Origin of the sequence: Dyella silvatica (genome assembly GCF_026283955.1) — a bacterium.
Taxonomy (GTDB): domain Bacteria; phylum Pseudomonadota; class Gammaproteobacteria; order Xanthomonadales; family Rhodanobacteraceae; genus Dyella_C; species Dyella_C silvatica.
Map to the genome: position 1 here is coordinate 1 of NZ_JAPDPE010000120.1, position 15,924 is coordinate 15,924.

A 15,924-nucleotide genomic window follows, 5' to 3' on the forward strand; every position below is an offset into this window, starting at 1 on the left:
GCATGCGCGTTACGCCAAACCTGCTGGCTTGCCGGATTGTCGCGCCCTTTTTCCGCCACGATATCCACGATAGGCAAAGATTCGGCGAGGCGCAGCCCATCCACTCGTGCTGCCGTGGCCGGCATCGCCTCCGCCCACGGAATAGCCACCTTGGCAAGATCGGGAGCCTGCTCGCGAATCTCTTTGTACTGCGCGCGCATGGTTTTCAAATTCGCGTCGAGTTCGCTCTTCGGCCAAACCCCCGGCACCACCGCATCGAGCAAGACCACCGCCTTGATGCGGTGGTCTTCGGCGGCGGCCAGCAAGCTTATGGCGCCGCCATAGGAGTGCCCGACCATCACGATCGGCCCCTTCACACCACATGCGGTCAGCACGGCCCGCAGCAGCTGAACATCATTATCGAAACTGTAAGGCGTGGCGGTGTTGATGCTGCTTTTGCCCAAGCCGGCGCGGTCGTAAACCAGGGTCTGCGCTCCGGCGGCGCGAATGCTCGGGGTGATTTGCGCCCACACGCTGGAATCGTTTCCGAAGCCAGACTCAAAGACCACGGTGACATTTCCCGTGCCTTGCTTATCGACCCACAGCTGGTTGCCATCGATGGGCAACACCGAGGGTGCGCAGGCCTGGACTGAGGCGGGTTTGGTGAGCGTCTCGGCAGATGAGATGGACGGAATCAGGCAACCACCCAGCACCCAGGCCAACATGATGTATTTCATGGTCCAGCCCCCTTGAGGTCAATACGTTGACTTGTAGCTCGTGCGGGCAACACGACTTGTGCGGCCGCCCAGGCTCACAACCAAACACCGCCCCATGATGTCGCGCACCCAGCGCCATATCCAGCGACAGAAGTCACTGTTGCAGGGGCTTTCGACGGCTTCAACGTGTGCTAGACCGCACAGGCCGACTACCGCCTGCTCGACGTCACGCCGTTGACACCAGGCCATGCAAGCGCGATCTCCTCAAAGCGCCAACCGATGACGTTCTCAACGGACGATCGTCCTGGCCCTGGTCGGCGAAGCTTGCGCAAGGTCACACTAGCCTCCCACGTTAACCCGGCAGAGAATCGGCGCAGCACGCACGACGTGTATCCTGGCCGCTGGCCGCTAGCCATGCGCGCACCTGTTACTGAACGGAATCGATGTGCTGATTGCCTTACTGACCTCCCTGCTGCTCAACATCGCTTCGACTCCGTCGACGGTGCCAGCTGCGCAGAGCGTCGTACCGACACCTCAATTTCGCCGTTACGGCCTTGCCGAAGGCCTGCCGAGCAGCTCGATCGACGGGCTGGCGCAAGATGCCCAAGGCTATATCTGGATCGCCACCGGATCGGGGCTGGTCCGCTATGACGGCACCACGTTCAAGACCTGGCGGCATAACCCGGACGACCCCCAGTCCGTGTCCTCCGGGCGAATACCTTCCCTGCTGGTCGACAAGGCCGGCCGCTTATGGGCGGCCGGTGTGGATGGGCTGAACCGCTACGATCCCGCGAGCAATGGCTTTATGCATTGGCGGCATGACGATCATGTCGCCGACAGTTTGGCTGGCAACGATTTATCCGCTCTCGCCCAGGACAGCCAAGGCAATCTGTGGGTCGGCAACTTCAGCACTGGCCTGGACCGTTTGCGTGCGGACGGCCAGAGCTTTGATCATCTGCGCCATGACCCCAGCGACCCGGACTCGCTAGCCTCCGATCGCGTGCTCGGCCTGCTCAATGCCCCTGACGGCAACCTGTGGGTAGGCACCGAGCGTGGACTGGATTTGCACCTGGCCAATGGCAAGTTCAAGCACATCCGCTTCGTCACGCCTGCCGGCACCAGCCGAGACAGGTCGCTCGACGTACGCGCGCTGAGCTATGTCGGCAACACCCTGATCATCAGCACCCCGGTCGGACCGTATTACCTGGATAGCGAGCAGGTCGCACAACGTCTGGCACCCGGACAAATACCGGATCGTTTCGTGCTTTCTCTGACGCCTGATAACCAGGGACGGCTGTGGATCGGCACCAACGATGGGCTTTATCTGCGCGATCAGGCCAATGCCATCCATCATTTCAGTGCCAACCCCTCGCTGCCTTATGCCCTGCCCAATCACAACGTGGTCAGGCTATTGCTGGACAAGGAAGGCGGCGTATGGATGGCCACGGACAACGGGCTGGCCTATCTGGGGCCGGACTGGAGCGAGTTCACGCGTACCGTCGCCCGGCCCAACGACCCCTCCAGCATCGACGGCGAGCCCGTTTCCACCGTGGCCGCCGCCAGCAACGGGCAGCTATGGGTCGGCCACGATAAAGGGGCGATTGACCGGCTCGATCCGGCGACGCAGCAAGTCGAGCACATGGCCTACGTCCCCCCCGGCACCCGGCGTACGATTTTGGGCTTGCTTGAGGATCCGCGCGGCCGGCTGTGGGTAACCACCGCTTACGGTGTGCTCTTGCTCGATCACGGCAAGCTCAGGCCGGTGAGCCCGGCGTTCTGGTCTTATCGGCTGGTGATGGATGAGCAACAGCACGTCTATACCGACCTGGACGACGGCAGCGGCATGGTCAGCATGGACCCCGATACTCTGCAGGTAACCCGGTTGAAGCCGGCCGACCTCCAGGTCGAGCGCAACCTGCAACGTATCCAGGACGTACGCTGGCTCGATCATGCCCTGTGGGTGGCCGGCCCCGATGGCCTGGCCCGCTGGACGCCAGCGCAGGGCGCGGCGCAGTTTGTGCCCGGGGTCGAGCGTAGCTATATCCATTCGATAGACATCAGCGGCGAGCGCCTATGGGTGCTCGGCGAGAAGAACCTCGATGTTTACCAGTGGGACGGTGAGCGCGCGGAGCGTCTTGCCTCGTATCCACTAAGTCAAAGGCGCTCCCTGGACGATGCCCTCGGACTACGCGCCGATCGTCTTGGCCGGGCCTGGATATTTACCCGCAGTGGCCTGTGGTGTTATGACCCGGCGGACGACAGCCTGCATAGCTTTGACCTGCAAAATGGCTTGGTCGACCTGCACTTCACCAGCGACGCACCGGCACGACTCGCCGATGGCCGGCTGTATGCGCCGACCATGGACAGCATCGTCAGCTTTTTGCCCGAAGCCATTCACGGCCATGCGCGCAAGCCGGCGCTGGTGCTTGACTCGATCAGCGTGCAACGCAACGGCCGCAAGCAGATATTGCAGCCCGACCATGGCACGCTATCGCTACGCTGGAATGATCGCGACTTCAGCGTGGATGCCCGCGCGCTGACCTATATCGCACCGGGGCGTACCCAATACCGATTTCTGCTCGACGACAGCGATAACTGGATCGACAGCGGCACACGCGGCGAGCACACCTTCGCCCAGCTTTCGGGCGGCGACTATCGCCTACGCATACAGGCCGCCGGGCCCGATGGGATCTGGAGCGAGCTGGCGACACCGCTGTCATTGCATGTCGACTCGCCGCCGTGGCTGCGCTGGTGGGCATGGGTTATTTATGCGCTGCTGTTGGCCGCGTTGATACTGGCTATCGTGTGGCTGACGCGCCGCCGCCAGCGCAGGCAGCACCGCATGGAGCTACTGGCGCAAGAGCATCGCTTTGCACGCGAGGCGAACGCGGCCAAGACGCGTTTCCTGGCTGAGCTGGGTCACGAAATCCGCACCCCGATGACCGGCGTGCTGGGCATGGCCGAGCTACTGCTGAATCAGCCACTGCCACCACAACAGCGAAGCTACGCGCAGACGATCAAGAATTCCGGCGAGGTATTGCTCACCCTGGTCAATGATGCGCTCGACCTTGCGCGCATCGACGCCGGCCGCCTGGAGCTGGTGCTGGCGCCGTTCGATCCCCGCGCCCTGCTCGAAGATATCGTCGCCCTGAGCCTGGAGCGCGCATCGGCCAAGGGCCTCGCCCTCAGCCTGGATGTCGCCAAGGATGTACCGGCGCAAGTGATTGGCGACGCCGTGCGCATCAAGCAAATCATCCTCAATCTCACCCATAACGCACTGAAATTCACCGAGCACGGCAGCGTGCAGCTCACCTTGAATACCCTGCAGGACGGCTTGTTATTCGGCGTAAGCGATACCGGATCGGGCATCTCGTCGGACGATCAGCTGCGCCTGTTCCATCATTTTCAGCAGCTCGATGGGCCGCAACGTGGCTCCGGCAGTGGGCTGGGCCTGGCCATTTGTCGCAAGCTGGCCGACCTTATGGGTGGCCAGGTCACCCTGCATTCGGAAACCGGCCGGGGCAGCGTGTTTCATCTCAGCCTGCCGTTGCACGTAGGCAAGATCGAGGTGCCGAGTCCGCTCCCTCGGGCGCCCCGGCCCAGCGGCGCATGCTGGCGATTACTGCTGCTCGAAGACGACAGCGTGGTGGCCGCCGTCGTCACCGGCTTGCTGCAAGCACAGGGGCATATCGTTACGCATGTCGGCAATGGTTTGCAGGGGCTGCAAATGCTCGAACAGCACAGCTTTGATGCCGTGCTCGTCGATCTGGACCTGCCAGGACTGGACGGCTTGCAGTGGGCGCAACTGGTGAGAGCGCGTGAAGCCGAGGGTGAGCATCTGCCGATGATTGCCATCACCGCCCGCGCCGACAGCGAACAGGAATCGCTGACCCGTCGCGCCGGCATGGATGGATTCCTGCGCAAGCCGGTGACCGGCGAGCAGTTGGGCGACGCCCTGGCCAAACAGCTGGAACATCCTCGCAGCTTCGCTTGAAGGCATGATCAATTCAAAGCCATGCATGGATGGCGGCATGCCAATGTCCCGGTCATTGTTCGCGCGATTGAAACCCATGGAGCTCAATCGATCACCGTCAATGATCTGGACACATGAAGGCGAAAACCCTGGCTTGTCAGCGATGCTGGTGTAGCTTCACCGCCACGGGAAAACAGAGCGAAGGCCGCGTCTTCCCGACACCTGGCATAGGCCTACACAAATATCAGGGATTTCCTACAAATTGACAGGCTAGGATCAGGGTGACCTGCCGCGCTATCTTGGCGCCCGAAGACCAGGGCCCTGGACAAGCCGCCACGCCCATACACTGCCTAAGCCACGCCCACACGCCATCTACTAAGCAGATCTCCATGCAAAAACGGCTTATTCGCCTTGCCCTACTACTACTGCTACTGGCGCTGACCGGCTGCAGCATGCCCTCTGCAGCATCGCCTACGCCGTCGCAGGAGTCCGAATACGACCTGGGTGCGTTCTTCAAAGACCCCAAGGCCCAGGCATTGGCGCTGGCTGCCGAGCATGGCAATGCACAGGAAGTGCGGCGACTGATGAAGCAGGAGGGTGTCAATCCCGATGTGATCTTCAGCAGTGACGACAGCGGCATGCCGTTAGTCGCGTGGCCGGTGTTCACCCACAACGCCGATGGCCTGAAGGTAATGCTGGAGAATGGCGCCAATCCGAATGCACGTAAACCGGGAGAGGTCGTCAAGACCTACAAGGATGGCAGCGTCGGGCATTACCTCGATTACGAAAATGCGATGGTCTGGGCGGCCAAGCAGGACGATCCGATTTATCTGAAGCTGCTGCTGGATCATGGTGGCGATCCCAATACTCGCAACGGCAACGATGAGAACCTGCTGTTCCAGGCTTTTATCTGGCATAACCAGTGGCGGAACGTGCAGTTGCTGGTGGAGCGAGGTGCGGATCTAAATGATATGAGGCAAGGTACTTCTATCCTATCCAGCTATGCTTTTGAGGGTCAGTTTGAGCGGACCTACTGGCTCTTAGAGCATGGCGCTGATCCGACTGAAAGGCGCGCCAAGCCGCCGTCGCCTCCCAAAGCGCTTTCGTATCCCATTATCGAAGCTATTTATTGGCTTCCCGGTAATCCGAAAGATCCGACTTGGCAGCGCAAATGCCAGCAATGGTTGCTGCAGCACGGCTACTTGCGCCCACCGATGCCCGAGAACGATCGTCAGATGCGCAAGAATCTAGGTTTCCCCTACGAAGAGAAAGACATCCCCTTACTTTGAATCCAAGGACAAAGGATTGATCCCATGCCGACATCAACTGAACGTCAGCAAGACCAGGCCCTGCTGCAACAACTTCGTAGCAGCGGCGATCCTGCAAAAGTGCAAGAAGCAGCAAAGTTACAAACGCTTTATCACGGTCGCGAACTGGGCGGCTTGAGCGCGGATGTGTATGAGGCGGCCAAGAGCAGCGGCCATCCGCCGGCAGGTTGGATACGCGCCAGCGACCATCTGGATAAATTGCGTGAGTTCGCACCGCAGCTTCATATGACCGATAAGCAGATAACAGATCTGCTGCATCCTGATAGATCCGGTTTTCGCGCTGAAATCTATCTACCTGACCCGGCAGTATTGGGGCCAGGCTATAAACCCGTCGTCGCGTTCAAGGGATCGTCGGGTGAAGTCATGACATCTCACGGCTTACGCGATACCACCGCCGAGGATTTCGTCGCCAACAACTTTCCGCAAGCAGCCGGGTTGGAGACCGACTATTACGATCGCGCAATGGGTTTGGCAACGCAGCTAAAAAACCGTGGCCTCGACTTTGAACTCACCGGCCACAGCCTGGCCGGCGGCATGGCCTCAGCCGCCTCAGCGGTCACCGGCCTGCCCGCGACCACCTACAACGCTGCCGGCCTTCATCCAGAAACCGCCCAACGCTTCGCCCAACAGAATCCTGGCGTACAGGTCTACGACGTCAGCCACCGAGTCACCGCCTATCAGGTGCAAGGCGAATTGCTCAGCAATGGCGTGCAGGACAACGTCCACCGCATGGACATGGTCCAGCGCGCGGAGCTCGGCGGCGTGCTCAAGGAGACCAGCCAACTGCTGCGGGAACTCCCCGAGGGTCGCAGCATGCTCAAGCAGGCCTTGGACAAGGGCGTGCCAGCCGATTCGCAGGCCACCGTGCATGCCTTCGTCGATAAGCTGGCTACCGGCGATACCGACAAGATGCTGCGTGAGCTGCCGCTGGCCGCAGGCAATGTGCAGCCGGCGATGGCGCCGATGACCCGGCAGAATCTGGACGACCCGAACAGCCCGCTGATGGCGCGCGCGCAAGTGCGTTCGTTACCGGACATTACTCATCTGGCCGGGCCAGTGATGGCCACGATGGAGGTGGCCGCGCTGGGTGCCCACGTGGGCGAGCGCGCCGGTGAAGCGGTGAAGGCCGGCGGCCAGGCGACCCAGCAAGGGCTGCATTTTTCGGCGGATGTCAGTCGCACGGCTGGCCATCTGGGCGGCGAGGTTTCGCGAACCGCCACGCATATCGAAGGGGCGGTGGTATCCACCGGTGTGCATGTGGCGGGCGCGGCGCTAGCGAAGACGCGCGAAGTTGGCGGCGAAGTCATGGCGAGCATGACCGAGCAGGAGGGTAACAAGCAAAGGCTGGACGCCTCGATGGACGCCGCCCTGCTGCGGGGCGTGGGCAGCATCTTGCCAGGGGAGGCGGGTGCCTGGATGAAATCCCAGGCCGACAAAACGGAAAAGTCCGGCGAGGTGTTAAACCACACCCTTCAGGACGCCGCCAATCAGCAGCGCCATGCCAGCCACAACGACGCAGCGGCCATTCGTGGCGCGACGCATGCGGCCGAGTCCACGGTGGGGCAAGTGGCCACACGTGCCGGCGATCTTCAGCACGATGCCATGGCCGGTGCTGGCCGGGTGGTCGGCGGTGGCCTCGATGCAACCGGCCAGTATGCCGAGGGCATGACGCGCCATGCCCCCACGCAAGGCGCTGTCGTGGGCGGCGTCGCAGCAGGCAGCGTGGCGGCGGCGGCGCAGTTCAATCCGCTCAACCCAGCGGCTTATCCCAACCTGGCCCAGGTTGGCATACTGGCAACGCAGGGCAAGCAGGCGGGCGGCGAAGCTTTCGAACGGCATCTGATGAAAGCCAGCGTGCTGCCGAGTCTGGATAGCCGCATTGAACAGTACGAGCAGACAGCGCGTAAGTCATTGCAGCAGGCGGCACCCCACCCCGCCGAACCCGTGCATCAAAACAAACCGGCCGCGGCATCGCCGCGCCTCGATCATCCGGATCATCCCGATCACGCGTTGTTCAAGCAGGCGCGTACTTCGGTGCATCAGATGGACGCTCAGCAAGGGCGGGCGCCCGATCAGCGCAGCGAGAACCTGGCAGGTGCGTTGACCGTGGCCGCCAAGGCGGGCGGCTTGAAGCGCGTCGATGAAGTCGTGCTGAGTGACGACGCTACCCACGCCTTTGCCGCCCACCACGTCATCCCGCGCGCACTGAGCAACACCGCTCATGTTGAAGTAGCCCGGGCGATCAACACACCGGTCGAAAAAAGCACGGAAGCCATGCACCAGTTGAATCAGCAACAGTCGGCTCAGACACAGGCTCAGACACAGGCTCAGATTCAGCAGAATCAGCAAACGCAGTCGTCGAATGGGCAAGCCATGGCGAGATAAGCCCTAAGTGTCTAACCTGGCGCCTGGCAAGCCGCCCCAGCTGGGGCGGCTTTTTTTGCTCCGGCTTTTTATTCCTGACCAGCCGATTGGCGAGCGGGCGGGAAGTTCAAGCGGCGCTATAACCCCCGCCAGTGCGTTTAAACTCCTTGCTGTCTCTATCGAACCATGCGACTCGATAAGGCAAGCTGGCCTGCTGCAGCACAATTAGTTCTTCGCCGGGGCGGTCTTTGCCTTGTTCGCTAGATCAAGCAAGACGTACTCGCCCTTGCTCCCCCAGCGTGGCGACTTGGCGTCGATCTTGACGCACGGGTGGCCACCGCAGGAGGTCACGCCGACCTGAGCATAGGCCTCCATCGTTTCCGCATCGACTTGCGCGGCCTCGATCCGTGCACGTGCATCGCGATATGCCTGCCATTGATATCCCAGCAACAGGCTGCCGCCCAGTATCAACAAGATGAGTGCGCCGCCGACGGTGGCATAGCCCATCCAGATATGGCGCCGCACGTAGGCGCTGACTTCGTGCAACATGTGCTGCACCGCCCGGCCCGAGCCGTCCAGCCGGGTAGCGGCGTCAGTCACCGTCTGGTCATATTTCGCCGTGCCGTGGACAAGGGCCGATTCCACCCCATGCTGCATCAATTGCGTGATGCGCTCACTGGCGCCATGAACGATTTGATCGACATCGCCACGCACCCCGGTGACCGCCTGAGTCAGCGACTGACCGGCCTGCTGCTGTTGATGGATCGCCATCTCCGAACGCCGTTCAAGCGTTTCCGCCAGTAATGCCAGCCGCTTGGCCGTTTCTATCAGCGTCGATAATGCTTCATCCATAGCTCACTCCCTGGTTCCGTGTTGGCGATAACGGTAATTATCGCGCCTGAGTGCCATTATGATGCCTTGTACTTGTCAAAAAAGTCGCGCGGCCCTAGGATCAAAAAAGGATGCGCCTCTTTAGCCGAAACAGCTGAATAAAAATCGAGCCAGAGAAGCCTCCACCATGCATTTGAAACCACCTAGTTACCTTGCAGGCAGCCTGTCGACCGACAGGATTACGCGGTTTGTCCGGAGAGTCTCGTGTTGATGAAATCGACAGCTATCTCTGCCCTGCTTCTTTTCTCCACGGCATGTTCGGGAGTTGAAATGAAACCCTTTTATCCGAAGACGGTCGTCGAGCCGGTGACCGTACATAAGCTGTCTGATAATGAAATCAGCATTCGTTATCGCGTATATCCAGAGTCCAACCATTATTCCAACGGCGTCAATTACGAAAAGATCGGCGATGCGCTGAAAGTCGTCATCGGCCGCTGCAGCATTGGCGAAACCTGTGAGCCGATGGCAAAAACGGTTATCCCGCTGGACGACAAGTGGGAGGCCGAGGTGCATATCCCCTATCACGGCGAGAAAATCATCCTCGTTCACTCCGGTGCCGAAGAACAGATTTATCCATAAACCACTCACTCCGACGGATGTACGATCATGGCCGATCCGCAGACTCCCGAAGACCCGCAGAATCCCGACAAAGTCGTCATGGGGATTCACACCAACACACTCCCCGGCGCCTCGCTTACCGATGGCCACGCGTGGCTGACGCTAACGCGCAACGGACACACCGAGGCCTACGGCCTATGGCCAAACAGCCACCCTCGATTCGCCAATGAAAGCCCCCACCCGGAAAGCAATATCCGCACCGGCATTGAAAACAATTTCTCGGCCACCGCCAGCCGTTACTACGAGCTAAGCCCCGAACAGGTCAAACAGTTCGATGCGGCGGTCAAAGAAAAAGTCACCTGGGGGCTTACCAATACCTGTGCATCCTGGGCCAGCAGTACCGCTGAGCGAGTAACCGGCGAGCATATCGATGCAAGCGAATTGCTAGGGGTCACCGGTACCCCGCGGCAGATTCACAAGAGCATTGATGAGCTGGAAAAGAAGCAGCCGACCACCACCGACAAACCGCTGCAACATGTCGATGAGCAGCATCATTCCAGCTCGTTCAGCCAAACCTCGGCCAAGCCCGCGGTCGTTACCGGTGATGCGCAAGCGGATGCCTTGCTAGCGGCCGCAGGTGACCCCAAGGCGCTGGGCAAGGCCATGCAGAATCTCGCTGCCTCACCGGACGGCCAGGCATTTCGCGCGCAAGGCCAGGAGCAGTTTCAGGCACAGCAGGCACAACAGGCCCAGCCCACCGTGGCACCGGCGCAAACCCAGGCACAACCGGCGGCCCCGCCGCAGCAAGAGCTTCCGCAAGCACCGCAACAGCAGCAAGCGCCGCAAGTAAGGTAAGTAAAGATAAGGCCATCCGGCGCCTAGCGCCGGATGCGTCCAAGTGCAAAGCAGTCGACGCCAAAGCATCGCCAGTCATGGCGCAGGCGATCGGTAGTGCCGGGAACTCATGGCATGCAGCGTCACCACGCGTGACGAATATGTGAACAGCGCCGACTCACTTGTTGGCCGTAAACCCTTACAGCGTTGACTTGTGGTCGACGTCTCATTTTTGTCATCGCCGATGTCTCGCAACTGACATCGAGGTGACAGATATTGGTGGCCTTGCCTTATCCATGCACTGAAAGGTTGGCCATGATCCCGATGGACCGTCGTACCTTCCTGCAACTGCTGGGAAGTAGCGCTGTTAGCACCATGCTTCCCACCAGCATTGCGCGGGCCTTGGCGATACCGGCCCATCATCGAACCGGCTCGATCCAGGACATCGAACACATCGTGATTCTCATGCAAGAGAATCGTTCGTTCGATCATTACTTCGGCACGCTGCGCGGCGTGCGCGGCTTTGGCGATCCACATGCGGTGAACCTGCCCTCTGGCAAGGCCGTGTGGTATCAGCCCGATGGCGGCAACTACGTCCTGCCTTTTCACCCCACGGCGGATCACTTGGGGCTTCAATTCCTGGAGGATCTGGCGCACGACTGGTCCAGCACGCATGCGGCGTGGAACCAAGGCCATTACGACCAGTGGGTGCCGAACAAAGGCAGCACCACCATGGCGTACCTGACCCGCAACGACATTCCGTTTCACTATGCGCTGGCCGATGCCTTCACCATTTGCGATGCCTATCACTGCTCACTGATGGGACCGACCGATCCGAACCGTTATTACATGTGGACCGGCTGGGTCGGCAATGATGGCAGCGGCGGCGGCCCGGTGGTCGACAATGCCGAGGCTGGCTACGGCTGGTCGACGTATCCGGAGCGGCTGGAAAAAGCCGGCATCTCCTGGAAAATTTATCAGGACATCGGTACCGGCCTGGATGCCAACGGTTACTGGGGCTGGACCAACGATGCCTACATCGGCAACTACGGCGACACCTCGCTGCTGTACTTCAACCAGTATCGCAACGCCATGCCTGGCAACCCGCTGTACGACAAGGCGCGAACCGGCACGAATATCGCGCTGAGCGGTACGCCGTTCGACATTCTGCGCAGCGACGTGCTCGGCAACCGCTTGCCGCAAGTGTCCTGGATCGTCGCCCCCGAGGCCTATACCGAGCATCCGAATTGGCCGGCGAATTACGGTGCCTGGTACGTCTCGCAAGTATTGGACACGCTGACCAGCAATCCCGAGGTCTGGAGCAAGACCGCGCTGCTGATTACCTATGACGAGAACGACGGCTTCTTCGATCACATGGTGCCGCCCTGCGCACCGCCATCGAGCAGCCAGGGTCAATCGACGGTCAGCACCGTCAATGAAATTTTTCCGGGCAATGCGAATTATCCCAGCGGGCCCTACGGCCTCGGCCCGCGCGTGCCGATGGTGGTGGTATCGCCTTGGAGCAAGGGCGGCTGGGTCTGTTCCGAAGTGTTCGACCATACTTCGATCATCCAATTCATCGAGCGTCGTTTCGCGCCGCATCATCCCGACTTGAAAGAACACAACATCTCGCCGTGGCGGCGCACCGTCTGTGGCGACCTGACCTCGGCCTTCGATTTCTCCAAGCCGCATGCCCACCGGCCCACCCTGCCCGACACCCAGGGTTATGCGCCGCCCGATAAAAACCGCCACCCGGATTACGCACCGGTGCCGCCGGCACATCAAGCCTTGCCGAAGCAAGAGCCTGGCATGCGCTCGGCACGCGCCATCCCTTATGAGTTGCATGTCGCTGCCCGTGTCGACGACAACAAGCTATGGATCGACTTCAAGAATAGCGGCCGGGCCGGCGCCTGCTTTCACGTCCGTTCCACCGATGCCTCCGCAGGGCCGTGGTACTACACCGTGGAACGCGAGAAATCGCTGTCGGAATCATGGTCGCCCCAAGGCAGCTACGATCAAACCGTCTATGGACCGAACGGTTTTCTGCGTCGCTTCAAAGGCCAGCTGGCAACGCGCCGCACCACCTTGCGCGTCAACAGTCATTACGATGTCGATCGCAACGGCCTGGATCTTGTACTGGTCAATGAAGGCCACGCGCATTGTGAAGTCAGCGTGGACAACACCTATAACGGCGAGTCGATCAGCTACGTGCTCGCGCCGGGCGAACGGATCGAGAAGCGCTGGCATCTGGACGAAAGCTTCGGCTGGTACGACTTGATTGTGCGCGCCAATGCCGAAGAAGGTTTTCTACAACGCCTGGCCGGCCACCTGGAAACCGGCGAGGACAGTGTCAGTGACCCGGCCATGGCGGTGCCTGCCTGGCAGGTGTGATCAGTACCACCCAGGGCTCATGTGCAGGCAGGTTAGCTTGCGCAGGAGGTGGTGCCGTTCAGGCGAGCCCTGAGCACCTTGTGCCGATGATTGAAGAACTGCCGAACAAACCAGCCAACCCAGCGCTTTGCCATACGAGGCTGGAAGGTGAGCCGATCGATCAGCAGCACCGCAGCGGGATCGAAACGGCATGCCTCGATCGACCTCTCGTGGCGCCATAGCTTCATCGACGCCATGGCAGATTGCTCGACAAAACCGCGCCCCTCATGAAGCTCGAGCAACGTCAGCTCCGAATAATCTACCGGCAAGACGCCAAGCAACAGCAAATAACTGCGAAACATAGGCACGCCAAGCGTCAGCTGCCGATCGCTTAGCGACAACAAGCCTTTCGGCGTGGTCATCCGAAAAAACGGCCACATCTCTGCCGAAATGCCTGGCACCGAAGTAATCCAGGCCCAGACCTGTTCGGCGGGGACATGAAGCCTGGATTCGAAGCGCAATGACATGGCATCTTGCATCAGCAGCATCCCTTGCACATACCGATCCCGAATAAAGCCGTGGCCTTAAACATCACATGCCATCGCTAGGGCCCGGCGCCAGTACCTCACGCACGCCATTGCTCCCCATCGATGAAACCAGGCCAGCGGCCTCCATGCTTTCGACCAGCCGCGCGGCCCGGTTGTAGCCGATGCGAAACTGTCGCTGCACAAACGAGATCGACGCGCGCCGACTGCGCAATACGAAAGCCACCGCTTCGTCGTATAGCGGATCGAGTTCGGCATCGGCGGCTTCTTCGGGAAACAGATCGGCGGCCTCCGATGGCGGCCCGGCGAGAATTTCCTCAAGATAATCCGGCGCACCGTACTGCTTGAGATGGGCGACGACGCGATGCACTTCCTCGTCGGCGACGAAAGCGCCATGCACGCGTTGCGGATAACCGGTGCCCGGCGGCAAGAACAACATATCGCCCTGCCCCAGCAACGACTCCGCGCCCATCTGGTCGAGAATCGTCCGTGAGTCGATTTTCGAAGACACCTGAAAAGCCACCCGAGTGGGAATATTGGCCTTGATCAAGCCGGTGATGACATCGACCGAAGGACGTTGGGTGGCCAGGATCAAATGAATACCCGCGGCACGCGCCTTCTGCGCCAATCGGGCAATCAACTCTTCGATCTTTTTCCCGGCGACCATCATCAGGTCGGCCAGCTCATCGATCAACACCACAATCAACGGCAGCGTATCGAGCAGCTCCGGGGTTTCGACATGGCTGGGAAACGGATTGCTCAGCGGCGTCCCCGCTTCACGGGCCTCGCGAATCTTCTGGTTATAACCCGCCAGATTGCGCACCCGCAGCTCGGACATCAGCCGGTAGCGGTTTTCCATTTCGGCCACGCACCAGTTGAGCGCATTGGCGGCCAGCTTCATATCGGTGACGACCGGCGCCAGCAGGTGCGGGATGCCTTCGTAAACCGAAAGCTCCAGCATCTTCGGGTCGATCATGATCATCCGCACCTCTTCGGGCGTGGCCCGATAAAGCAGCGAGAGAATCATCGCGTTGATCGCTACCGACTTGCCTGAGCCGGTGGTGCCGGCGACCAGCATATGCGGCGCACGAGCCAGGTCGGTGACCACCGGTTCGCCGGTGATGTCCTTGCCCATGGCCAAGGCCAGGGGCGAGTCGTGATGCCGGTAGGCTTCGGAGCGAAAGATATCGGCAAGGCCGATCATCTGCCGCTTCTCATTGGGTAGTTCAAGGCCCATGCAGGTCTTGCCGGGAATCGTCTCGACCACGCGGATCGAGGTGCGGCCAAGGCCACGGGCAAGATCCTTCATCAGCGCGACGATCTGGTTGCCGCGCACGCCGACAGCGGGTTCGACTTCGTAACGGGTAATCACCGGACCTGCCGAGGCGCCCACCACCGACACCGGCACCTTGAACTCGCGCAGCCGTTGCTCGATCAGCTCGCCGGTTTCGGCCAGCGACTCGGCCGGCTCCAGGTCGACGACCTCGGACATGCTTGCCAGCAGATCCAGCGGCGGCAAATCGATCGGCCGGGGTCGAGCCCGGGGCGGCCGTGGGGCATGGCTGGCCGCGACATCGCTGGCCGGCACCGGGTTGGTCACCAGCTCATCGGTCAGCACCGGCTCGTCGTCGTCCAGCTCATCATCATTGGAGGCGCTGCGCAGCCCTTCCGGCACCGCGCTTATCGGTGGCGCGGGTCGCTCGACGCGCATGGCGGCGGGCGTCGCCACCGGCAACGCCTCGACGGGCGCGGTGCGGACGGGGAAGATAATCGGTGCCGGCGGATCGACATACACCGGCGCCGGCGGCGCGACCGGTCCGGCGTTGGGTTCGACGATGGGTTCGTGCGCGGACGCTTCGCGCGCCGGCTCGGCAGCAGGCTCGATCATCGGCGGTAGCGAGGCCGATGAGCCACTACCGGCGCCCGCGTCCGGCATGCCGCTCAGGGCGCGGACGATCTCGGCGGTCGACGTCCTTGGCGGGCGCACACGGGGAATCATTGCTACGTCCGCGACGGTTCGCAGCGGTCGTGCGGTGGCCGGGCGGTGCGATCGCCACGGCTCGGTGATCACTTTTTCAGCAGCGGCCCGCGGTTCGAGCCCAGCCGGACTGCGCTGGGTCGTTGGCTCCAGGCTGCTGCGCACCCCATTGCCGCTGCCGTTCGTGCTGCTTGTGTGGGACTGCGCCGACCGCATCGGACGGCGGCCACCGTTGCGGCGCATATTGCGCCCGCGTCCACGCCGGGAACGCCGCCAAAAGGAGAACACGAACCAGGCTATCGACAGAACAAGCGTGACAAAAACGAGCATAGACATGCGTGGATGGGGGACCAGATCGTTCAAAGGCAGCCCCGCATGCTAACGCATG

The 15,924-nt window shown here is 61.2% G+C and carries 9 protein-coding genes and 1 pseudogene; 6 read left to right on the top strand and 4 right to left on the bottom strand.

Going from position 1 to position 15,924, the window contains the following annotated elements; all coding sequences use genetic code 11:
* Positions 1-716, bottom strand: a 716-nt coding sequence (locus OUZ52_RS18895; protein ID WP_266160086.1) for an alpha/beta fold hydrolase, incomplete at its 3' end; no start/stop codon positions are given.
* 424 nt (positions 717-1,140) lie between these two features.
* On the opposite strand from OUZ52_RS18895, the gene OUZ52_RS18900 reads away from it, so the two are divergent.
* From OUZ52_RS18900 to OUZ52_RS18910, 3 genes are all read left to right on the top strand, one after another.
* Positions 1,141-4,689 carry a hybrid sensor histidine kinase/response regulator gene (locus OUZ52_RS18900; protein ID WP_266160087.1) on the top strand — a complete coding sequence of 1,183 codons (3,549 nt, stop codon included), beginning with the start codon at positions 1,141-1,143 and terminating at the stop codon, positions 4,687-4,689.
* 368 nt (positions 4,690-5,057) lie between these two features.
* Positions 5,058-5,957: an ankyrin repeat domain-containing protein gene (locus OUZ52_RS18905; protein ID WP_266160088.1), complete on the top strand. Its 900-nt coding sequence runs from the start codon at positions 5,058-5,060 to the stop codon at positions 5,955-5,957.
* A 24-nt stretch (positions 5,958-5,981) separates the two neighbouring features.
* The gene (locus OUZ52_RS18910; protein ID WP_266160089.1) at positions 5,982-8,381 is read left to right on the top strand and encodes a Tle-like phospholipase domain-containing protein; all 2,400 of its coding nucleotides are present in this window, start codon (positions 5,982-5,984) and stop codon (positions 8,379-8,381) included.
* A gap of 204 nt (positions 8,382-8,585) precedes the next feature.
* Here the strand turns inward: OUZ52_RS18910 and OUZ52_RS18915 are convergent, their stop codons facing one another.
* Positions 8,586-9,212: a hypothetical protein gene (locus tag OUZ52_RS18915; RefSeq protein WP_266160090.1), complete on the bottom strand. Its 627-nt coding sequence runs from the start codon at positions 9,210-9,212 to the stop codon at positions 8,586-8,588.
* 243 nt (positions 9,213-9,455) lie between these two features.
* On the opposite strand from OUZ52_RS18915, the gene OUZ52_RS18920 reads away from it, so the two are divergent.
* The 3 genes from OUZ52_RS18920 to OUZ52_RS18930 all read left to right on the top strand — a co-directional run bounded on the left by OUZ52_RS18920 (position 9,456) and on the right by OUZ52_RS18930 (position 13,034).
* Positions 9,456-9,830 (top strand): hypothetical protein, encoded by a 375-nt coding sequence (locus OUZ52_RS18920; RefSeq protein WP_266160091.1) that lies wholly within the window; start codon positions 9,456-9,458, stop codon positions 9,828-9,830.
* Between the two features lie 27 nt (positions 9,831-9,857).
* The gene (locus OUZ52_RS18925; RefSeq protein ID WP_266160092.1) at positions 9,858-10,664 is read left to right on the top strand and encodes a hypothetical protein; all 807 of its coding nucleotides are present in this window, start codon (positions 9,858-9,860) and stop codon (positions 10,662-10,664) included.
* A gap of 303 nt (positions 10,665-10,967) precedes the next feature.
* Positions 10,968-13,034 (top strand): phosphocholine-specific phospholipase C, encoded by a 2,067-nt coding sequence (locus OUZ52_RS18930; protein WP_266160093.1) that lies wholly within the window; start codon positions 10,968-10,970, stop codon positions 13,032-13,034.
* A 32-nt stretch (positions 13,035-13,066) separates the two neighbouring features.
* On the opposite strand, the gene OUZ52_RS18935 is transcribed toward OUZ52_RS18930, so the two are convergent.
* Both OUZ52_RS18935 and OUZ52_RS18940 read right to left on the bottom strand, forming a co-directional pair.
* Positions 13,067-13,540 (bottom strand): SRPBCC family protein, encoded by a 474-nt coding sequence (locus OUZ52_RS18935; RefSeq protein ID WP_266160095.1) that lies wholly within the window; start codon positions 13,538-13,540, stop codon positions 13,067-13,069.
* 64 nt (positions 13,541-13,604) lie between these two features.
* Positions 13,605-15,080: pseudogene (locus tag OUZ52_RS18940) on the bottom strand (DNA translocase FtsK); the annotation flags it as partial.
* Positions 15,081-15,924: the final 844 nt, after the last annotated feature.

Coding starts and splice junctions, on each gene's coding strand:
- OUZ52_RS18905 (WP_266160088.1), top strand. CDS start 5,058: ATGCAAAAACGGCTTATTCGCCTTGCCCTACTACTACTGCTACTGGCG.
- OUZ52_RS18910 (WP_266160089.1), top strand. CDS start 5,982: ATGCCGACATCAACTGAACGTCAGCAAGACCAGGCCCTGCTGCAACAA.
- OUZ52_RS18915 (WP_266160090.1), bottom strand. CDS start 9,212: ATGGATGAAGCATTATCGACGCTGATAGAAACGGCCAAGCGGCTGGCA.
- OUZ52_RS18925 (WP_266160092.1), top strand. CDS start 9,858: ATGGCCGATCCGCAGACTCCCGAAGACCCGCAGAATCCCGACAAAGTC.
- OUZ52_RS18930 (WP_266160093.1), top strand. CDS start 10,968: ATGGACCGTCGTACCTTCCTGCAACTGCTGGGAAGTAGCGCTGTTAGC.
- OUZ52_RS18935 (WP_266160095.1), bottom strand. CDS start 13,540: ATGTCATTGCGCTTCGAATCCAGGCTTCATGTCCCCGCCGAACAGGTC.